The following is a 20122-nucleotide window of genomic DNA, read 5'->3' as shown; positions in this document are numbered from 1 at the left end:
GTGGAGTAACCGCTTATCCGGCCTCCGCCAGGGGAAAACCGGCCTGTTGCAGCCACGTCTGCCAGAGCCGGAACAGATGCTCATCAACCGCACCCAGGGCGGGCCGTACCGCCAGCCCTAGCCGTTCCTGTTCGGTTGCCTCCTGATTGAATACTCCGCCTGCCTCGGAAAAAATCAGCCGGCCGGCGGCGTAATCCCACAGTTTCTGACCACCATGCAGGTTCAGATGAGCCCGTCCTGCCGCCAGCCAGCACCACTCCAGTGCAATTGCGCCAAAACAGCGTTGTGAACGGTAGGGCGGCCGGTTCGACAGGCGCACCGCCAACTCCGGCGTAAGCCGTTTTAGATCCACAATGGCGATACACTCTTTCAAAGTGCCCGGCCCCCGAGACAGCCGCAGCGGCTCATCATTGAGCCAGGCGCCCCGGCCAAGTTCGGCACGGAAGCACTCGTGGCGAACCGGGTCGTAAACAATGCCCAGCACGGCCCTTCCCTCCACCACCAGTGCCAGGGAGAGGGCAAAATAGGGTAGTCCCGCGGAGTAGTTGGTGGTGCCATCCAGCGGATCAACACACCAGTAACATTCATGCGCGGCTAATGCCTGCTGTTGCTCTGCGGTCATCTCCTCCCCCATCAGCGGGATCTCCGGCCAGCTCGCGGCCAACTGTTCAATCAATCGGCTCTGTACCGCCAGGTCGGCATCGGTCACCAGGGTGCCGTCACTTTTGCGCGTCACATCCGGATGGCGATAGCGCGAGAGTACCTCGGCCTCGGCAATATCGATCAGGATATGCTGCAGTTGTCTGCTGTCGGGCCATGTGGATGTATTTGCAGATTGCCTTGTCATGCTTCTATCATCCCGTATTAGGGGCTACCGGGCAATCAACTGCGTCCGCGCAAATCAGAGGGTTTTCCCCCTTGCACCTTATCCACGCCCCCCCTAAGCTTCCCCTCACGCCCTTTTTGTTTTAAGCCATAGAAGGAGTAACAGGTAAGTGGTACACCCGAGTATCGGTAGGAGTCTGCTGTTGCTGATTGCCCTGCTGCCAGCCCTCTGCCTGGCGGGGGCCGACCTGGACCGGCAGCGCAGCGGATTTCTCGCTGCGGAACGCATACTCTCCGCCGGCGATCTGAAAAAATACCACAGCATCAAATCCACCCTGCAGAGCTATCCGCTCTTCCCCTACCTGGAATACCAGGCGCTGCAGCTCCAGCTCTCCAGCCTGGACAGCAGCCAGGTCGATGACTTCATCACCCGCTATGCCGACTCACCCCTGGCACAGCGAATGCGGCGCCTGTGGCTCGACGAACTGGCCAGCCGGGGCAAATGGTGGACCTACCTGGTGTTCTACCGGCCCAAGCTCGGGGCAACCTACCAATGCCACTACCTGACCGCGCTGCTGGAGACCGGCAAGCCGGAAAAGGCGTTGGCCGAAGCGGCACCGATCTGGCTGCATCCCCGGTCCCGGCCGGAAGCCTGCGACCGGATTCTGCAGAGCTGGATTGACGCCGGCAAGTTGACCCCCGCGCTGGCCTGGAAGCGGGTCGAACTCGCCATGCTGGCCTCCGAAAGCCGCTTCGCCAATTACCTGAAACGCTATCTCAATCCGCAACAGCAGACATGGCTACAGGCCTGGCAGGAGCTGCAACGAGATCCACACCAGACTGCCTCCATCACCTCCCGACTGGAGGCAAGCCCAGCGCGAAAACGCATCCTGCTGGACGGCTTCAAACGTCTGGTGAGAAAGGATATCGACAGCGCGGCCTCCATCTGGAACCAGCTACAGAATGAGATCGCCTTCAGCCGGCAGGAGCGCTATCGGGGTCAGCGGGCGCTGCTGCTGGGACTGATACGCAACGACCATCCCGACACCCTGTCCGCCCTCGGGGCATTTACCCCTTCCGGCAAGGATCACTCCCTGCATGAATCCCGCCTCAGGAGCGCATTGAGTAAACGGGCATGGCCGCAACTATTGGGTTGGATAGCTGAACTGCCTGACAGCCTGAAGAACTCTGATCGCTGGCGCTATTGGCAGGCACGTGCCTTGGCGGAGACCGGAAATAAAGCAGATGCCCAGACCCAATTCGCCGCCCTGGCCAAAGAGCGCAGCTATCACGGTTTTCTCGCCGCCGACCTGCTGGATCAACCCTATCGCTATGACCCGACCCCGCTGGACCTTCAGCAGTCGAACATCGACCAACTGGCGCAGCAACCCGCGCTATTGCGGGCCCGCGAATTATTTCAGCTCGGCCGGTTCCTGGACGCCCGGCGTGAATGGTATGCCGGCGTGCAGAATCTGAAGCGCCTGGACCTGAAGCGGGTATCCAAGCTGGCCCAGTCCTGGGGCTGGCACGACCGGGCGATTTTCACCCTGGCACGCACCGGTTACTGGGACGACCTGGAGCTGCGTTTCCCACTGGAGCACCAAACCCTGGTAACGGAAAAATCGGCAGAAACCGATCTGGACAAATCCTGGATCTTTGCCGTGATCAGACAGGAGAGCGCCTTCTCCAGCGACGCCCAATCACCGGCAGGGGCCAGGGGGCTGATGCAGCTGATGCCGGCAACCGCCCGCTTTATCGCTCGCAAGGAGAAAATGAAAAAACCACGCCTGGCTCAGTTATTGAGGCCGGAAGTCAATATTACCCTGGGAACCGCCTATCTGAACCATGTCTACCGGCAGTTGGGAGAACACCAGGTGCTGGCCACGGCAGCCTACAACGCCGGCCCGCAAAATGTGCTGAAATGGCTGCCGGACGCCACCCTGCCCGCCGACATCTGGGTTGAGCTGATCCCGTTCAATGAGACCAGGCGCTATACCGAGCGGGTATTGAGTTATGCGGCAATCTATGACCAGCGCCTGAACCAGCCGCTGCAGCGGCTCTCTGCACGGATGTCACCCGTGCGCCCCAGAGACCAACTGGCCGCCAAGGGGATCAGTGGAACAGGCGTGGCTCTGTAGTTTTTTCTTCTGCCGTGGTGCCGGAGATATCAGGTAGCGGACGGCGCCGCTGGTTGGACTGTTCAATGGCGTAGGCGATCATCTCCGGATCACTGATAACCTGGTAATAACAGCGTCCATCCGCCGCCTGCCTGCCCGCCTTTTCACCGTCCCACACGGTAACCGCCGCCTCCCGGATTACCAGGACGTGCATGTGCCCCTCCAGATCCGGATAGCGGGCTACCAGCAGATGGTCGTTGTTCGACCGTTTGCCACTGTCCAGCTCAATCCGGCGGAAGGACAGTTCCGACTTCAGTTTGTAGTAGGCCGGAAAATCCAGCTCAATCCCGTTCACGTTATAGCGAATCAGTTTGTCCGTACTCTCCTTGTTGATGATCTCTCTGGGCGCCGGAGCCAACACCACCACTCCACGACCCAGCCGTTTTCCATATTCAGACCGCTTCACCGCTGCCGAACAGGAAGAGAGCTGATCCGCCCGGTTGATGGCCGGAGAAATCATGATCTCCCGTCCTTCGTCATACAGGAAGGTGGGTGCTTCGTCACTGAAGGCGATACCCAGTCCAAGCTCCAGCTCCGGCAGGTCGTTCTGACGATTTTTCACGTTCTGGTTATCCACCACCTGGAGAATTTTGCGCGCCAGTCCACAGGCGTGGGAAACGCAGAGCCATTGGTAGGGGGTATCCTCGTACTCAAAAATACTGAGAATCACCGCATCACCCTCGATAAACACCTTTTTCGCCCCATAACTCTCCAGCAACTTATTGATCGGCTCAAAAAAATTGAGACTGAAATGGGAGGCGGGATTGAGATTGCGGTTACGCAGCTCATTGGTCATTACCGTAGAGCCACGCACGTCCGCCTTGATAATGACGTGATTACGTATGCGATGCTGTTCCGGCTTCAGCTCAACGCGCAATGGGAACTCCAGCAGACTACCGTTGCGCCGGGAGAGCTCAATATCCTCAGGCCGCACCAGTAAGTGGATACGGTGCATGGCAACATGGGCCTGGTAGGCCTGTTTCAAGTCGCGCCTGAACAGGGCGAAGTGCCGCAGAAAACTGAAAATTCGCCGTCGGCGCCGTGGCGCCGGCATGCGCCGGATGATCAAAAGCATCCGGTCCAGGACCTTGATCACCTGTGCCGGTACGGCCTTACCCTGCAAACTGTTGAGCTTTCTCTGCAGATCCCGTTTCGTCATGCGACCGGAAAGGTACTGGCAGATTATCCGCACCGGCACCTGCCGGTTCAATTCGTGATAGACGCCGGGTGCCGCATGGCAGGCCAGCAGATCAAGCTCTACGCGGCTGCCCTGAAATGCCTTCAGTATCCGTTTCATCAGACGATGATGAAATCCGGGCCATTTGGCATTTTCCCAGGTAACGCGTAGCCGGGGAGCATCATAGTCGGTACGGATTGCGCTTCTGTGTTTTACCGAATAGACAATGCGGTCGATATTCTCCGGGATATCCAGCCAGGAGCAGTTGCCATTTTCATATTCCGTCGGTTGCAGCGAACGCTTCAGCAACATCAGGCTTTCCGTATAACCGGGTAGCCCGCCCTGCTCACCCTGGTGGCGACGCGCCGTGGTCTGGATATCGCTACAGGTGGCGTCGAACGGATCAGCCGGATCCACACTCCAACACCAGGAGGGCAGAAACTCCGCAAACAGACCTGTTACCAGGCGATTGACCCGATCAAAACCATCCTGATCCTCCCTGTCGGTGCAGACCAGGGGATAGTGACTCATCACCTGCTCATCGGCCCACAGCGAGGGCAGTTGCAGCATCGGATTGAACAGCAGTGGTTTGGGCACCGGCCAGGATTGGCCAAGGACTGATTTACGCAGTTTACTGAGACGCATGTTTTCGATCTTCAGCATCTCGCGGAACAGGCGGCGGGTAATCCGATAACGAATGGCCGCTTCATTCCTGGCCAGCAGCACCAACCGGTCGTGCAGCTGAACCGAACGACCGGTAGATTGGTGACTGTCCACACTCTTGGCGCGCTGCACCTGATTGCGCAGGCGATCATACTCCTGCCCCACCAGTTGCAGCAGGAACTTCACCACGCTGAACTGCAACAGCTGCACCATCTCCAGGCGGTTGTACTTTCTGGCCCGGTCGACCGTCAGCTCCATCAGGCCGGCATAACCCTCACGCAACGCCTGTAGATCTTTATTGTCGGGAGGTGGAGGCGGTTCGCCCCAATAGTTTTCCGTCACATCGTGCAACATGGAACGGCGCACAAACAATCGGCACCGATCCATGAATTCCTGACTCAGCGTGACATCGATCCGATTGTTATCAACGCCTATCGGCAACCGGTCAAACAGCAGCTTGAACGGCTTTTTGAACTGTAACGGCTTACTGAACTCCTCCGCATCCGGACGCCAGCGAAACAGGTTGTCAAGCTTCGTCACCATGCCTGGCCCTTCATCCTCAGTCCGTCGAGTGGATCATTGCAACAGCGCCTTGACCACTTTATCTTCGAGCTCTATGCGGCTGGCCAGATCCTCGCCGAGAATGGAGAGGTCCCTGCCCAGATTGTCCAGAGGTTGCCGGTGATCGCTCAGGTCGTACTTGTCATTGAACTCCACCACCAGATCCGTTACCTCGACAATTTTCGGATAGGCCGCTTGCGCCACCCTGATCACCTGGCCCCGGCGCTCTTCACCCGTATTGATCCGGTCAAACACTTCGAAGTGTCCGAAAGCGACATAATCAACCAACAACTGACAGAAATCTCGCAACAGCTGTTTTTCCGGCTTGTCCGGACTGAAGGAATCAATGCCGGCCAATTTGCAGTAGAGGACCAGCATCTGCTGACGCTCGTCCAGCCACTTATCCACCATCGCTTTAGTTCGGGTGCGGCGCTCTTGTCCGTCGCCATGCTGACTTGCCATCATTTTGCGGCCTTTGTTATCTGTCTTGTGCCAAAAGATAGCCTAAGATAAACCCCATTCCGGGGAACAGGCAAGTTTCTCCATATCCTTGAAATTACTTATGGAATTTTCTGGTAAAATGCGAGGTGCCCGGGACGATGTGGAGAAGGGGACCAAGGTGAATAAAAACCGGCTGCTCAGACTGCTGATTCTGCTGGCGCTATTGCCGCTGGAAGCCACTGCACTCGACTATCCCAACCGCTACAACAGCATGGCCGAAACCCTGTTCGACATGATGGACGCCTTCTCTTCGGCTTATCAGAAACGGCTGCACGAGAGGACGCGGGATTATTACGATTACCCGGGCGGCGCTCCCGGCTACGCGCCTTATCCGGGTCCCGTCTATGGCCCTCCCGTCCCACCCGGGCCGGTCCCGGTACTCAATGGCAGCTGGCAGGGTGAGAGTGGAGAGATACTGGTGATCCGCAACGGCCTGTTCAGGATTTTTCTGGACCGTGACAATTTCCGTGATGGTCGTCTGGCACAGCCGGAACCCCAGCTGATCATCCTGCAGGATCTGAACAGCGGCCAGTTGCGGCCCTATGCATTCGCTGAATCAGACGGGCGCCTGTTGATGCAGGATCCGGCCGGCAACCTGTTTCGCTATATCCGCATCGGCTGGTGAAACCGACTACTGTCCGGCCTCGCGGAGCAGCTTTTGCATCCGCTCCTCACGCACCGTTTCGGGCAACTGGCCGAGAGCCCGGCTGGCGGCATAGAAAGTCGGCAAATCCCCCCCGGCCTTCTCCAGCAGCCGCCTGAAGGCCGGCACCCGCGCCTCATAGGTGGCGATGGAGGCCAAATGGGCATTGTTCAGGTCGCGACCGAACCAGCCGTCGAAACCGCCATATCCGCCCCATTGCTGTTTTAGCCGCGTATAGCGCTCCCTGAGTTGCTGAAACAGTGCCGCCTTGCGCTGTGCCATCAGCGCCCTATCCAGGGGCCGCCGATAGAGTACCTCCAGGGCATCCCGCGTGGTCAGCAGCAGATCAACCAACTGACGTTCCCTTCCATGCGACTCCTGCCACTGCATGAAGGTCGGACCATCTCGACCACCGAGCCAACGTTCCACTCCCTCCTGCTCCACCAGGCTGGCAAACGCCTCATTGAAGGCACTGTCATTCCTGACATAGAGCTGCTGATGAGCCAGTTCATGAAAGATCAGGCCGGCGATTCTCGCTTCAGGCCATTGGATGACGGTGCTGGGGAGGGGGTCATCAAACCAGCCCAGGGTCGAATAGGCCGGTACCGGCTGCACCGCCACATCCAGTCCCTGCGTCTGCAATTCATCAGCATATCGCTCGGCCTGCTCCCTGGAGAAGTAACCCCGATAGCTGACGCAGCCGACAAACAGGAAGCACCACTGCTTCGGCTGTATGGAGTACGCCGGCGCCGCCACCACACTCCAGACGACCGCATCGCGCTCCAGCGCGGTGTAGCTGCGGTAGCTGTCATTGTCAGGCAGGCCCAGCACCTCCGTGGCGAAGGTGCGCATTGCCCCGATCTTCTGTAACTTCTGTTTCAGTGGCAACGGGGTTTGCGGGTCCTGCAGCAGTTGCGAAATCGGCTGACGCTGCCCCATCAGCTGCAGATGTCCGCCGATGGACTGGCTATAATAGCCCAGGCTGCTGCAACCTTGCAGGAGGCCCAGGAGAGCAAACAGGATCAGGCGGTTTCGCCATGGATGCCAGCTGCCGGTCATCGTATAGAAAGGGGGGTTATCGTATTCACATGGGCGATTCTAGCATCTTCGGCATGCATGCCTATCTGGTTGGTGGCGCAGTGCGGGATCAACTGCTTGGCCTGCCAGTCAGCGACCGCGACTGGCTGGTCACCGGTGCCACGGCCGAACAGCTGGTCGCCCAGGGTTATCGCAAGGTGGGCCAGGACTTCACGGTCTTTCTGCATCCGCAGAACGCCGAGGAGTATGCCCTGCCACGCGGGGACACTCGTGGCAGGAACGAGCAGGAGCAGGTATACGACGACCTGATGCAGCGGGATCTCACCATCAACGCCATCGCCCTGGCAGCGGACGGCAGCTACCTTGACCCGCTGAACGGCCGACAGGATCTGCAGGCACGCCGGCTGCGCCACACCCCCACGTTCCGGCGTGATCCGATCCGGGTTCTGCGGCTCGCGCGGTTCGCCGCCCGATTCGCTGACCTCGGATTCCGTGTGGCGGAAGAGACCCGGCAGCTGGTTCGGCAGATGATTAGCCAGGGCGAACTGGATCAACTGGTACCCGAGCGGGTCTGGTCCGAGATTGTGCGGGCACTGGAGGGTACCAATCCGGGAATTTTCTTCGAAACCCTGCGTGATCTTGGCGCCCTCCGGGTAATCCTGCCCGAGCTGGACCGCCTGTTCGGCATCCCCCAGCCGGAACGGCATCACCCGGAAATCGACACCGGCGTACACAGCATGATGGTGTTGCAGCAGGCGTGCGCGCTCAGTGCGGAAGCGGAAACCCGGCTGGCTGCCCTGCTGCACGATATCGGCAAGGGCACCACACCGCCTGCCGAGTGGCCCAGCCATCACGGCCATGAGCAGCGCGGCGCCAAACTGGTTGACCGCCTGTGCGACCGCTTGCGCATCCCGAACCGGTTTCGCGAACTCTGCCGGCTGGTGGCTGAGTACCATACCCACTGCCACCGGGCAGGTGAGCTGAAGCCCGCCACCCTGTTGCGCACCCTGCAAAAACTCGACGCCCTGCGCCGCCCCGAGCGGCTGGATCAGTTTCTGATCGCCTGCGAAGCAGACGCACGGGGACGTAAGGGATTTGAACAGCAGCCCTATCCCCAGGCCGACTATTTCAAGGCAGCCCGGCGTGCCGCCGCTGCCGTTGACACGACGGCGCTGGCGGGAAAGGCCAGCAATCAGCGGATGATTCCGGAGATCATATTTCAGGCCAGAAGCCGCGCCATCGCGTCAGCCAGAAAGCAGTGGCTGGCGCGGGAGGATTGAGCCATTCAGCGCCTCTGACTAAGTCTGGACGAAGTAGATTGTGAGCCAGAATGATCAGATTCAAGGCGCAAATCGCACGTAATAGCCGGCTATTGCGAAGATCTGCAACACAGAAGCTGGGCGTTCCGGGCGCAAGATACCCGTTTATGACTTGATCAGAGGCTCCTTTAAGTGAAGCAGTGCTCAATTTTCGGCATCGACGGACGACACCCTTGATCAAGGGGGTAACCTCTCTCCGACAGGGTGTGCGGTCACGACGCCGCGCGCCGGTTTAGATCCAGACGGGACCAGAAATGAACCATAGCCTGCAGATCGAAGTCCCCGGCTATCGTATCGAGCGCATCCTCGGCAAGGGCGGCATGGCGACCGTCTACCTGGCCACCCAGATGTCGCTCGGCAGACCGGTGGCCCTCAAGGTCCTGCATGATCCTGATACGCCACAGTTTTTTGAGCGCTTTTTCAACGAGGGGCGCTGTATCGCCCGGCTTAATCACAGCAATCTGATCGCCATCTTCGACATCGGGCAGGGAGATGGCTTCTATTACATCGCCATGGAGTATCTGCCGGGCGGAGATCTGAAATCACGTATCGTACAGGGTATCAGACCGGCCCATGCCCTGAAGATACTCAGCCGACTGGCCGGCTGTCTCGCCTACGTGCATGGCGAAGGGGTGATACACCGGGACATCAAGCCGTCAAACATCCTTTTTCGCAATGACGGCTCCCCTGTATTGACCGATTTCGGTATCGCCAAGCTGATCCAGACCGATAACGATCTGACCGTCACCGGTACCGTGATGGGCAGCCCCCACTATCTCAGTCCTGAACTGGCCCAGGGTATCCGCCGGGTGGATGGTCGCTCCGATCTCTATAGCATGGGCATTATCCTGTACGAGATGCTCACCGGCAGAAAGCCCTATACCGCAGACAGTTTTGCCGCCACCCTGATGGCCCACATCCAGAAGCCCGTTCCGCAGTTGCCGGAACAATTTGCCGATCTGCAACCCGTCCTGGACAAACTGCTGGCAAAAAAACCGGAAGACCGCTTTCAAAACGGCGCCGAACTGCTGATGAACTTACAGGCCGTGCGCGGCAAGATAAGGTCAGAAAAAAAACCTGCAACGAAGAGGCTGGGCGAACACGAACCGCCACCCCCGGAAACCCAGGCACTGGAGACCGCATCCAGCTTCCCTCATCGTTTCTATTGGCTGGCATACGCCGGCCTGGGACTGTTTATACTGCTGGGCTGGCTCGGACTTGGCCAACGCCCGGTTGACAGCGATACGGAACAGCCGCAGACGAACGAGATCAGCACCACAACAACCGTGGAATCGATGGCCGTGGTCGCACCCGCCGGGACACTATCGCCGCCCGCATCAGGAGTGAACGAGACAACAGCCGAAGTAAGGAGTGATACCGAAGCGGACTCCGAAGAGGCACCCGCCGCATCACCAAAAACCGCGACCCAGGCTTCGGATATCGCCAAATTACTGGAGAAGGCACAAAATCGCCTGGCAACGGATCGACTCAGTTATCCAGCCGAAAACAGTGCCCGTTTCTATTTCAACGCGGTACTGAAGCGGGACCCGGACAATCCGACCGCCATCAGTGGACTGGAAAGAGTAGCCGACCGCTACGCCGACCTGGCACAGATGCAGATTGACAAGGGACGCGCGTTGAAGGCCAGGCGTTATCTCTCCCAGGGACTGGAGATCCGCCCCCGGCACGAGCGTCTGATTCGCCTGACCAATCTGCTCAACCGGCCGGTCGCCGCTCCCCGCGATGAAAATATTTTTAGCCGCCTGGATCCTGAGCTGAACCGCTAGCCGGTTATCCAGGCGTGCATGCACGAGTCATCGCCCTGGATACGCCCATTGCCGTCAAGTTTGTAGCCTGACTGACACTGCTCTTCCCAGGTACCCGGGTCGCCCGCAAAAAAGGCGCCGCCCTCACGGGAAGCGCCCTGTTCAGGGGTCAGCGTGGCGCTGGCTAAATTTTGAATTGTCCGACAATCCGCTGCAGTTGCCCCGCCAGGCTGTTCAGCCCTTCACTGGCCGATGCGGTCTGCTGCGCTCCATTGGCTGTCTTTTCTCCAATCTGGTTAATCCCCACCACATTACGGTTTATCTCCTCTGCCACCACGCTCTGCTCTTCCGCTGCGCTGGCGATCTGGGTGTTCATATCACTGATCTGATTGATGGCGGAGGTGATGGATTCCAGCACCTCACCGGTTCTGACAGCAAACTCCGTCCCTTTCCTGGCCTGGGAGTTAGTCTCATCCATCGCCTTCACCGCCTCCTTGGAGGCTGTCTGCAGGCGTTCGATCATCTCCTGGATCTCCTGAGTCGACTGCTGGGTGCGGGAGGCCAGGGTGCGGACCTCATCCGCCACCACGGCAAATCCACGTCCCTGCTCGCCGGCCCGCGCCGCCTCGATGGCGGCATTCAGGGCCAGCAGATTGGTCTGCTCGGCAATATTGCGGATCACATCCAGCACCCCGCCGATCTCGACGCTGTCCTGCTCCAGCTTGCCAATCACCGCGGCCGCCTGCTCAACCGTCGCCGACAAGTTATGGATTGTGGTGATGCTCTCATCCACCGTACCCTTGCCCTGTGTCGCCTCGTTTCTTGCCTGCATGGCCGAATTGGCGGCGGATTCGGCGTTCTTCGCCACCTCCTGTACCGTGGCCGCCATCTGGTTGGTAGCGGTAGCAGCCTGCTCGGTCTGCCCCTGCTGGTTACTGATACCGTCCCGAGTCTCCTCGGAGACCCGGGAGAGTTGCTCAGCCGACACCGACAGGTTCTGCGTCACGCTGTTCAGTTCACCGACCACGCCCTGCATCTTGTCCAGGAAACGATTGAACCATCCGGCCAGTTCACCCAGCTCGTCCTTGCTCCGGGCATCCAGCCGACGGGTCAGGTCACCCTCACCCTCGGCGATATCCCTGACCGCATCCACCGTGTTCTGGATGGGGCGCACAATCAGTCCGGTAAAGACCCATCCGACCAGGGCACCCAGGACAAACACCAGCAGGGAAATACCGATCGCCACGCCGGCAATGGTGCTCTTCAGCGACTCCACGGAGCGGAACGCCTCCTCGGTATTCATTTTGGCAACAACCGCCCAATTCAAGCCGGCAACTTTCACCGGCGCATAGGCTGTCAGTACATCCACGCCCCGATAGTCCGGATATACCGCCACGCCGGCCTCACCGGCCAAAGCGGCTTCTGTCGCCGGCGACCGTAGTTGCTGTACACCAATGGCCGAATGCTTGGCCTGCACCCTGGCCAACTGCTCCCCTGACACGCCCGTCTGGCGCAGGCTCTCCAGATAACCGGTCTCATCCTCAATCTGGAAGCGGCTGTCGTTACGCAGCGAATAATCCGCTCCAACAATCAGACTTTCACCCGACTCACCCAGGCCTACTTCGGCCCATTTGCGGTCATGGGTCATGATGCCGGAAAGCCGGTCAACCGAAAGCTGGAAAATCAGTACGCCGAGACGCTTGCCGCGATTGAACACGGGCGAGGCGACAAACGCCGCCTGGTTGTCGTAAGAGGGGGTATAAGCGGAAAAGTCAGTCATGGCGATAAAGCCCGGGTCATCTGATTCATTGGCCTGCTTGAACACCTGCCCCAGACCGGTTCCGGCAAACGGTCCCTCCAGCAATGAAGTGGCAAACTCCGCCTTCTTGGCCACGGAATAGATCACTTCTCCGGTCTTTGAATCGACCAGGAAGATATCCGCATAACCAAACCGCTCCTGATAATCCTTTAGTGATTCATGGAATCTTTTGTGCATCACCTCATACAGTGAACCATCATCTGGCGTGATCAACTTGCTCTTTTCGCCCAGAGGATTGGGATTGGCGGCAATGTAGGCATGCTGCAGGGTGATCCCGGTTTCGCTCAGCTTTTCCAGCCAGTTGCCGGCATCAAAGGTGCCGCCGCCGTTCTGTTTCCGGTACTCATCGGCAAATGCACCGTTGTAGTGGGCCAGCAGCTCCTGACGCATCGCACCCAGCTTGGCCGCACCCGCATCTCCTGCCGCCTCCACGCTTGACTGGTAAAGCCGGTAGGCATTAGGGAGGGAGTTCAGTGCATCGGTAATCATCCGGTTGTCGGACAGCGTTACGATCTGTGCCTGCACCGTGGAGAAATAGTTTTCGATTGCTTTCTGCGTACTGTTTCTGAGCGCAATCATCTGATTCTGCGCCTTGGTTTCCAACGCCTGGCGACCATTATCAACGGCCACCCAGCCCAGAACCGCACATACAACCACCACAGGAATAAGCATCAGCAGACTGGCACCAACAGTCAGTTTTGTTTTGATCTTCATAATTAGAAATATCCCAGCCGGCAACCCGGATTGATCATGAGGTATTTGTCAGTGTGCGGGAACAAACAGGAATCTGTTATCGACAACGGTCCCGCAGCTTGCCGCCAGAACTTCAGCGGGCACGTAAGGAGGTAGCGACAATTGCAATTGAAACTTAAATCAAATTTCCTGTTCGGGATAAAGATAAGTACATCAATACATGCTTCTGAAGTTTAACTTCCGGGGAACAATAGATCAGACAAACTGACCGGCGGTATAACCCGATGACCAGGCCCATTGAAAATTGAAACCACCCAGGTGTCCGGTCACATCCACAACCTCACCGATAAAAAACAGGCCCGGCTGGCGTCTGCACTCCATGGTCTTTGATGAGAGTTCATCGGTATCTACCCCACCCAGGGTCACCTCGGCCGTTCGATACCCTTCCGTGCCCGCCGGCTTCAGGGTCCAGCCATTCAACTGCCCGGCGATCTGGCAAAGCGCCTGGTCCGGTATTTCCGCAACCGGCCGCTGTGACCACTTCGTCCAGTACAACATCATCAACTCACTAACTAGTTTCTTGGGCAACTGTTTGGCCAGGAGATTTTTCAACAGCCCCCTCGGGTGCGTTTTTTTTAGATTCAACAGCCACTCATCCGCCGCCATTTCCGGCAACAGATTTATCGTCACCGGTTCGCCCACAGGCCAGTAGTTGGAGAGCTGCAGCACCACCGGTCCGCTCAACCCCCGATGGGTAAAAAGCAACTGTTCAGAAAAGGCGTGACCGCTGGTGCACATGCTCACCGGCAGCGAAACACCCGCCAGACGCGCAGTCACCTCCTTCATTCGATCGCTGAAGGTAAAGGGCACCAGCCCAGCCTGCTGGGGTAACACATTCAGACCGAACTGTCTGGCGATGGCATATCCGAATCCGCTCGACCCCATGCTCGGTATGGACAGACCACCAGTCGCCACCACCAGGGAGGCCGAGCCGAAGTCGCCCTGACTTGTGCTCAGCCGATACTCTCCTGCATAGCTGATCTCCAGCACCTCACAACCGGTTCGCAAGGTGACACCCGGCTGATCGCATTCCGCCAACAACATATCAAGGATCTGCCGGGCTGATTCATTGCAGAATAGCTGCCCATGGTCCCGTTCGTGGTAGGCGATGCGGTAACGCTCGACGAGCGCAATGAAATCCCACTGGGTATAGCGCTTGAGGGCCGATTTGCAGAAATGAGGATTTTGCGAGATATAGTTGCCCGCCTCCACATGACGATTAGTGAAGTTACAGCGCCCGCCACCGGACATCAGGATCTTCTTGCCCACTTTACGGCTGTTGTCCAGCAGCAATATGCTGCGGCCACGCCGCGCCGCCGTTGCCGCACACATAAGACCGGCGGCGCCGGCGCCGATGATAATCACATCATACTGATTCACTGCTTCATCCCGAATGGTGGTATCGCTCAGGGTTTGGACTGGCATCCACGGGACGCCCTGTCGGCTGCCCCCCATTATCACACAGACCGGCCTGCACCATCGCGCATCGATTTCTCCCAACATTTCGCCGGCAATGAATTACAATGGCCGGCAATTTCGTTTTATTGCGCTCAAGGTGATTCCGTTGTTATCCAGCTTCCCGCTCCACCCCCGCCTGCTCCAGACTCTAGAAGCCCAGGGACTGACTGAGGCGACTCCCATTCAGCAACAGGCCATACCAGTGGCGCTGGAGCGGCGGGACCTGATCGCCAGCGCCGAGACCGGCAGCGGCAAGACATTCGCCTTCCTGCTGCCGACCCTGGATCACCTGCTGAACACGGCGGCGCCCGGAAGCGGTACCCGGGTGCTGATCCTGGTGCCGACCCGGGAACTGGCCCACCAGATAATCAAACAGGGGCAAAAGCTGACCCGTTCCACCCGGCTACAGATCGGCCTGATCACCGGAGGGGAATCATTCAAATACCAGCGCGCCCTGTTTCGCAAAAACCCGGAGATTATCGTGGCAACCCCGGGCCGGCTGCTGGAACACCTGGAACAGGGCACGCCCGACTTCAGCGAGTTGGAGGTGCTGGTCCTGGACGAGGCCGACCGCATGCTGGACATGGGTTTCAGCGAGGATGTCCTGACGATCACCGGGCAATGCAACAACGCACGCCAGACGCTGCTGTTTTCCGCCACCCTGAGTCACCGCGGACTGAAAGGCATGACCGACACGCTGCTACGTGATCCTGCCACCATCACCCTCAGCACGGTACGTGATCGCCATGGCAACATCATCCAGCAGATCATTCCGGCCGATGACAAGATCCACAAAAGAAACCTGCTTGCCTGGCTGCTGCAGCACGAGACCTACGACAAGGCCCTGGTGTTCACCAACACCCGGTTGCAGGCCGACGCACTGGGGCCGGAACTGCGCAATCAGGGGCTGCGGGCAGGTGTTTTGCACGGCGACATGAGCCAGGACGAACGCAATCAGGTCATGGCCTTTCTGCGCCAGGGAACCATCAAGGTCCTGGTGGCCACCGACGTGGCCGCGCGCGGGCTGGATATCAAGGGCGTGGATCTGGTGATCAATTTCGATATGGCGCGCAGCGGCAAGGATTATGTACACCGCATCGGCCGTACCGGACGCGCCGGAAAACAGGGTCTGGCAATTTCCCTGATCGCCCACCAGGAGTGGAACCTGATGACTGGCATCGAGCGCTACCTGAAACATGAATTCGAGCGGCGCACCATCCAGGAGATAGCAGGCAAGTACCGGGGCCCGAAAAAACTGAAAAATTCAGGCAAGGCGGCTGGCGGTAAAAAGAAATCAGCCACTGACAAAGTGGAGAAGATCCAAGCCAGGAAACCCAAGCAGCGCCTGCGCGACCAGAAAAATATCGGTAAGCGGCGTAAACCGAGCGCTGGCGGAACGACCGACGCCCCACACGAGGCCGGGCATAAACCCCTGACCCGAAAAGCCGTGAAACCGGCCAAACCCGACTGAAGCGGAACCTGACCAATCCATGTTCGATAAAAAAGACCTGATCAAACTGGCCAAGATGGAAATGCCATTCGGCAAGTACCAGGGAAGCACGCTGATCGACCTGCCTGAAGCCTACCTCATCTGGTTTGCCAATCAGGGTTTTCCGGAGGGACAGTTGGGGCGGCTGATGGCGCTGGCCCTGGAGATCAAGATTAACGGACTGGAGAGCCTGATAGAACCGCTCAAGCGAATGCCCACCATTCACTGAATCCGGCATCAGACCATACGAAGCTGACTCTCCCGCAACAGTTCGTTGGTAAGATCGATATCAAACAGGTCGGGGAAGAACTCACCCCCGATCCAGCGGACCATATAGTCATGTTCAGGATGCGAGGGGTCGGCCGTCGCCTCCAGGAATTCATCATAACCGGGCGGACCGCCGACATCCTCGGGAGGACAGGCGCGCTCGCCATAACAACAGGCCGGCAGCGGCTGCGACAGGTCGTAGGGCAGTATTTCCTCTAGCACCACCCGATGTTCCCAGGCATCGCCGAAGTCATAGATATAAAGCAGACTGTCCCCCGGTTTCTTCAGCACCTGACGCAACCGGGTCTGCTGTTCATTACGCGTGTCATCCGGAAACTGGTCATCGGGTACGCCGTATTTTTCCTTGCCCTTGATGAACATGTGCATATGGACATTGGTCCAACCCATGACGACCTGCAGCGTCTCATGCAGATTCGCAAGGGTATCGCTATCAGCGACCCGCACCTGACGCCACACCTCGGGAATAACCCCCAGGAGACTGATGTTCAATTGATAGACTTTACGTAAATAATCCATATTCAAAGCACTACTCATACCCCCCACCGACTGCCATATTATCAATCTACCGGGAGAGTAAAACCCTTACCTGCCAAAATGATGATCTTGCTCAATAGCCGGGACGTTCATCAGTCACCGCACTACGTTTTTGATTATAGGCTGATTTCCGGACTGGATGCGGCAACCGCAGGAGTGGTTACGCCCCACCCTGAAGTCTGCTAGGCTGTAGCGTGAGCTGTTGCATGAGCCGACAGCCAGGCCTTCAGACGGACGGAAATATAACAAGCCATGGAAAACACCGACAAGCTGGCCGTGCTTATCGACGCGGACAATGCGCAACCGAGTATTGTTGACGGACTGCTGTCCGAGATAGCCAACTACGGCACTGCCAGCGTCAAGCGCATCTATGGCGACTGGACTTCGCCAAGCCTGAAGGGATGGAAAGAGGTACTGCTGGAGCATTCGATACAACCGATGCAGCAGTTCGCCTACACCAAGGGAAAAAACGCCACCGACAGCGCCATGATCATCGACGCCATGGACCTGCTCTACACCAACAACTTCAACGGTTTCTGCATTGTCTCCAGTGACAGTGATTTCACCAAGCTGGCGTCAAGAATCCGGGAATCCGGACTGCTGGTTTATGGCTTTGGTGAAAAAAAGACGCCCGCGCCTTTTGTCTCCGCCTGTGACAAATTCATCTACACCGAGGTATTGCGGGCGAAAAGTGATGAAGGCGCCGCCATCGCCAAGAAGAGCAGTGGCGAACTGAGGCGTGATGCCAAACTGGTCAATCTGCTGCGCAACGCCGTCAACACCTCTTCCGATGACAGCGGTTGGGCCCAGCTTGGACCAGTCGGCAGTAACATCGCCAAGCAGTCACCCGAGTTCGACCCGCGCAATTACGGCTACGCCAAGCTGGGTGAACTGGTGACTGCCACCAAGCTGTTCGATATCGAGGAGCGCCAGGTCGGCTCTACCAATTCAAAAATCCTTGTTGTACGTGACAAGCGCAATAAGTAAACGCCCGCCCCGCAAATCCATCCATCTGCCCTGACCGAAATTCGCACGGTCTCGGCGCTGCAGGTAACCCCGGCGAAGGGTAAGTCGACATCTGCCCCGCTATTCCGCGCCCCAGTGCTGGGTACTGATTGGTTCACCCAGGTCCGCCTCCACCAGCCGCCGCCGCACTTCCAGCAACCGTTCTATCAACTGCGGCTCCTTCGCTTCATAGGCTGTGGCATCGGGCGTCCGTTTGACCACCACGCCCAGCAGCTCGGTAATGGCATTGCCAATGGAGTTCTGACTGATGGTGATAATCAGACGCCCGCTATCGTCCCGGTATAGCAACTGCTTGAACGCCGGCTGCCAGCGGATGGCGTTGGCATACTTGGCATCGTGTACACACTGGTCACGCACCTTCTTGGCTGTCTTGAGGAAATCATTGTTATAGAGCAGGGTGTTCTCGATCTGCTCGGGGAAATAGGCATCCCTGGGAATCGGCGCATTACGGGTGGAGACCTGGGTGAAGAAGGTGCGATAGAAGTCGATGAAGCCCATCAGAATGGCATCGTATTCACGCCAGAAGCGGATGCTCTTCAACACCTCCACGCCCCCCTGCACCTCCCAGCTCGGCAAGCCCTGCGGGTAACCGGTCAGCTCGATTCGACACGTGCCGTCGGTAACCGGCCTGAGGATCTGCAGATCCAGCTGGGAAAAGAACTCATGGTAGACATCATGCATATAGGCCTGAAACAGGCTGTGCTGGCCACCGTCGGTCAGATTCGGATTGTCCGGATCGGCAAACCGTGCCCGGCGCAACTGCTGTTTGTCAAACACGATAAAATGGTTGTGCAGCATGCGGATGCTGGGCACGCCGGGCGATGTGAGCGGCCAGGTGGCATCCAGGCTCGCCTCACCCGCCAGAACCAGCGCCTCATCCGGATCGGGATACTGCTCCAGCATGAACTCGATCAGCACCTGATTCATACGGTTCCAGACGTGTTTCACCTGATCCGGCACCTGGGTGCGACGCACCGGGCGACCCAGCGGATCGAGGATGCAGTTGGAGGTGTTGTAGATGATCGAGGCATCGAACTCGTTGCTGTGACCCAGCGCCTTGCGATAGAGCAGCAGGTTTTCCGGATTCACCAGCAGACCGTTGTTGTGCACCAGGTCATTGAGGTTCTCGGTACTGTTGAAAAACTCGTTCGGCATCATCCCCTCCGGCACTTCGAGGGGGATGGGACGGAACGGGGTTTCGATCTCGCGCGGACCTGACTGCATAGCCTGAACCTCAGTTACAATATTCTGTTTATACCTATATAAGTTATTGAAATAAATAACTATTTAATACATTTCGGCACATCATAGAGGAACAGACAGGATAAGCAAGCGGTGACACCCAGTGCATCAGTAATTAACATTGATTGCCGTGCAGAGATAACGCATAAGGGCGTCGGCAGATCGAAAATCCTCCAGCACCGACCGGCCAAAGCGGGCCGAGTGAATCGCCTCCGGTTCAATGGCTTTGATGGCGATAAAATCCTTTCTCTTGAGATCCTCAATCAGCGGGTGATCGGCGGCAAAACCACGGGGCGGCCGCTTCAGACTGTCACCCTCAAGATTAAAATGCCGGGCGAAGGCCGGTGCCTCCACCGCCTTTCTCCAGGCCGCCGGATTATCATCCATGAAGGTACGGATCTGGTTCAGGGTTTTCGATTCAGGGTGCCAGATACCGGCACCGACAAAGCAGCCTTCCGGCTCAATATGCAGATAGAACCCGGGGGCATGCACATCCTTGCCCAGCTCATGGCGGAACTGGATGCCGATATTGGTCTTGTACGGGGTCTTGTCGCTGGCAAAGCGGGTATCGCGATAGACCCGCATCAGCGAGCCCCCCACCTTCTTCGGAATGGCGCGAAAATGGGGTGAGATCTCAGTTAGTCCGGTAGCCATGGATTCAATGAAGGCCAGCGCCGGCTCCCTGACCAGGGCCTCATAGCGGTGCTTGTTGTCATTGAACCAGGCCTTGTTATTGTTTGCCTTCAGTTCGCTGAGAAACGGCAGGGTACCTTGTGGAAAACCGTTAAACAGGGCCATCATCGCCTCCTGGTGCCGTTATCAATAAGGGTCGGCTATCGCTAA

At 58.0% G+C, this 20122-nt stretch carries 16 protein-coding genes; 7 read left to right on the top strand and 9 right to left on the bottom strand.

What is annotated here, in order from left to right; all coding sequences use genetic code 11:
* Nucleotides 1–13: 13 nt before the first annotated feature.
* The gene (locus A3GO_RS22205; protein WP_051301759.1) at nucleotides 14–847 is read right to left on the bottom strand and encodes an inositol monophosphatase family protein; all 834 of its coding nucleotides are present in this window, start codon (nucleotides 845–847) and stop codon (nucleotides 14–16) included.
* Between the two features lie 148 nt (nucleotides 848–995).
* On the opposite strand from A3GO_RS22205, the gene A3GO_RS22200 reads away from it, so the two are divergent.
* Nucleotides 996–2963: a transglycosylase SLT domain-containing protein gene (locus A3GO_RS22200; protein WP_051301758.1), complete on the top strand. Its 1968-nt coding sequence runs from the start codon at nucleotides 996–998 to the stop codon at nucleotides 2961–2963.
* On the opposite strand, the gene A3GO_RS22195 is transcribed toward A3GO_RS22200, so the two are convergent.
* Nucleotides 2938–5385 (bottom strand): hypothetical protein, encoded by a 2448-nt coding sequence (locus tag A3GO_RS22195; protein WP_051301757.1) that lies wholly within the window; start codon nucleotides 5383–5385, stop codon nucleotides 2938–2940. The genes A3GO_RS22200 and A3GO_RS22195 overlap by 26 nt on opposite strands.
* 33 nt (nucleotides 5386–5418) lie before the next feature.
* Nucleotides 5419–5868, bottom strand: a complete 450-nt coding sequence (locus A3GO_RS0102345; RefSeq protein WP_245621644.1) for a sigma D regulator — start codon at nucleotides 5866–5868, stop codon at nucleotides 5419–5421.
* A gap of 97 nt (nucleotides 5869–5965) precedes the next feature.
* Between A3GO_RS0102345 and A3GO_RS0102340 the strand changes: the two genes are divergently transcribed.
* Nucleotides 5966–6529 (top strand): hypothetical protein, encoded by a 564-nt coding sequence (locus A3GO_RS0102340; RefSeq protein WP_029132035.1) that lies wholly within the window; start codon nucleotides 5966–5968, stop codon nucleotides 6527–6529.
* A 6-nt stretch (nucleotides 6530–6535) separates the two neighbouring features.
* On the opposite strand, the gene A3GO_RS22190 is transcribed toward A3GO_RS0102340, so the two are convergent.
* A complete protein-coding gene (locus A3GO_RS22190; protein ID WP_037374560.1) occupies nucleotides 6536–7606 on the bottom strand; it encodes an aminopeptidase in 1071 nt (356 codons plus the stop codon).
* Between the two features lie 53 nt (nucleotides 7607–7659).
* Between A3GO_RS22190 and A3GO_RS0102330 the strand changes: the two genes are divergently transcribed.
* Both A3GO_RS0102330 and A3GO_RS22185 read left to right on the top strand, forming a co-directional pair.
* Nucleotides 7660–8865: a multifunctional CCA addition/repair protein gene (locus tag A3GO_RS0102330; protein ID WP_029132034.1), complete on the top strand. Its 1206-nt coding sequence runs from the start codon at nucleotides 7660–7662 to the stop codon at nucleotides 8863–8865.
* A 293-nt stretch (nucleotides 8866–9158) separates the two neighbouring features.
* Nucleotides 9159–10691: a serine/threonine protein kinase gene (locus A3GO_RS22185; RefSeq protein ID WP_051301756.1), complete on the top strand. Its 1533-nt coding sequence runs from the start codon at nucleotides 9159–9161 to the stop codon at nucleotides 10689–10691.
* 163 nt (nucleotides 10692–10854) lie between these two features.
* Here the strand turns inward: A3GO_RS22185 and A3GO_RS0102320 are convergent, their stop codons facing one another.
* Both A3GO_RS0102320 and A3GO_RS0102315 read right to left on the bottom strand, forming a co-directional pair.
* Nucleotides 10855–13203: a methyl-accepting chemotaxis protein gene (locus A3GO_RS0102320; RefSeq protein ID WP_029132033.1), complete on the bottom strand. Its 2349-nt coding sequence runs from the start codon at nucleotides 13201–13203 to the stop codon at nucleotides 10855–10857.
* A 234-nt stretch (nucleotides 13204–13437) separates the two neighbouring features.
* Nucleotides 13438–14667: a BaiN/RdsA family NAD(P)/FAD-dependent oxidoreductase gene (locus A3GO_RS0102315; protein WP_051301755.1), complete on the bottom strand. Its 1230-nt coding sequence runs from the start codon at nucleotides 14665–14667 to the stop codon at nucleotides 13438–13440.
* Between the two features lie 88 nt (nucleotides 14668–14755).
* Here A3GO_RS0102315 and A3GO_RS0102310 point away from each other — a divergent pair, with 88 nt between their 5' ends.
* Nucleotides 14756–16171, top strand: a complete 1416-nt coding sequence (locus A3GO_RS0102310; RefSeq protein WP_084609676.1) for a DEAD/DEAH box helicase — start codon at nucleotides 14756–14758, stop codon at nucleotides 16169–16171.
* Between the two features lie 19 nt (nucleotides 16172–16190).
* Complete coding sequence (locus A3GO_RS0102305) at nucleotides 16191–16418, top strand: DUF3820 family protein (protein WP_029132030.1); 228 nt, start codon at nucleotides 16191–16193, stop codon at nucleotides 16416–16418.
* An 8-nt stretch (nucleotides 16419–16426) separates the two neighbouring features.
* Here A3GO_RS0102305 and A3GO_RS0102300 read toward each other — a convergent pair whose 3' ends face one another.
* Nucleotides 16427–17011 (bottom strand): plasmid pRiA4b ORF-3 family protein, encoded by a 585-nt coding sequence (locus A3GO_RS0102300; protein ID WP_029132029.1) that lies wholly within the window; start codon nucleotides 17009–17011, stop codon nucleotides 16427–16429.
* A gap of 252 nt (nucleotides 17012–17263) precedes the next feature.
* Between A3GO_RS0102300 and A3GO_RS0102295 the strand changes: the two genes are divergently transcribed.
* Nucleotides 17264–17998 carry an NYN domain-containing protein gene (locus tag A3GO_RS0102295; protein WP_029132028.1) on the top strand — a complete coding sequence of 245 codons (735 nt, stop codon included), beginning with the start codon at nucleotides 17264–17266 and terminating at the stop codon, nucleotides 17996–17998.
* A 99-nt stretch (nucleotides 17999–18097) separates the two neighbouring features.
* Here the strand turns inward: A3GO_RS0102295 and A3GO_RS0102290 are convergent, their stop codons facing one another.
* Nucleotides 18098–19261, bottom strand: coding sequence for a hypothetical protein (locus tag A3GO_RS0102290; protein ID WP_029132027.1), 1164 nt, complete (start codon nucleotides 19259–19261; stop codon nucleotides 18098–18100).
* A 126-nt stretch (nucleotides 19262–19387) separates the two neighbouring features.
* Nucleotides 19388–20077 carry a DUF2461 domain-containing protein gene (locus A3GO_RS0102285; protein WP_157606687.1) on the bottom strand — a complete coding sequence of 230 codons (690 nt, stop codon included), beginning with the start codon at nucleotides 20075–20077 and terminating at the stop codon, nucleotides 19388–19390.
* Nucleotides 20078–20122: the final 45 nt, after the last annotated feature.

This window comes from Sedimenticola selenatireducens DSM 17993, assembly GCF_000428045.1.
GTDB classification, from domain to species: domain Bacteria; phylum Pseudomonadota; class Gammaproteobacteria; order Chromatiales; family Chromatiaceae; genus Sedimenticola; species Sedimenticola selenatireducens.
The sequence above is the reverse complement of the archived record's forward strand: the minus strand, read 5'-3'. Positions and strand labels throughout refer to the sequence as shown.

Bases quoted from the DNA above. Each gene is read 5' to 3' on its own strand.
- A3GO_RS22205 (WP_051301759.1), bottom strand. From the start codon at position 847: ATGACAAGGCAATCTGCAAATACATCCACATGGCCCGACAGCAGACAA.
- A3GO_RS22195 (WP_051301757.1), bottom strand. From the start codon at position 5,385: ATGGTGACGAAGCTTGACAACCTGTTTCGCTGGCGTCCGGATGCGGAG.
- A3GO_RS0102345 (WP_245621644.1), bottom strand. From the start codon at position 5,868: ATGATGGCAAGTCAGCATGGCGACGGACAAGAGCGCCGCACCCGAACT.
- A3GO_RS0102340 (WP_029132035.1), top strand. From the start codon at position 5,966: ATGGAATTTTCTGGTAAAATGCGAGGTGCCCGGGACGATGTGGAGAAG.
- A3GO_RS22190 (WP_037374560.1), bottom strand. From the start codon at position 7,606: ATGACCGGCAGCTGGCATCCATGGCGAAACCGCCTGATCCTGTTTGCT.
- A3GO_RS0102330 (WP_029132034.1), top strand. From the start codon at position 7,660: ATGCATGCCTATCTGGTTGGTGGCGCAGTGCGGGATCAACTGCTTGGC.
- A3GO_RS22185 (WP_051301756.1), top strand. From the start codon at position 9,159: ATGAACCATAGCCTGCAGATCGAAGTCCCCGGCTATCGTATCGAGCGC.
- A3GO_RS0102320 (WP_029132033.1), bottom strand. From the start codon at position 13,203: ATGAAGATCAAAACAAAACTGACTGTTGGTGCCAGTCTGCTGATGCTT.
- A3GO_RS0102315 (WP_051301755.1), bottom strand. From the start codon at position 14,667: ATGCCAGTCCAAACCCTGAGCGATACCACCATTCGGGATGAAGCAGTG.
- A3GO_RS0102310 (WP_084609676.1), top strand. From the start codon at position 14,756: ATGAATTACAATGGCCGGCAATTTCGTTTTATTGCGCTCAAGGTGATT.
- A3GO_RS0102305 (WP_029132030.1), top strand. From the start codon at position 16,191: ATGTTCGATAAAAAAGACCTGATCAAACTGGCCAAGATGGAAATGCCA.
- A3GO_RS0102300 (WP_029132029.1), bottom strand. From the start codon at position 17,011: ATGAGTAGTGCTTTGAATATGGATTATTTACGTAAAGTCTATCAATTG.
- A3GO_RS0102295 (WP_029132028.1), top strand. From the start codon at position 17,264: ATGGAAAACACCGACAAGCTGGCCGTGCTTATCGACGCGGACAATGCG.
- A3GO_RS0102290 (WP_029132027.1), bottom strand. From the start codon at position 19,261: ATGCAGTCAGGTCCGCGCGAGATCGAAACCCCGTTCCGTCCCATCCCC.
- A3GO_RS0102285 (WP_157606687.1), bottom strand. From the start codon at position 20,077: ATGGCCCTGTTTAACGGTTTTCCACAAGGTACCCTGCCGTTTCTCAGC.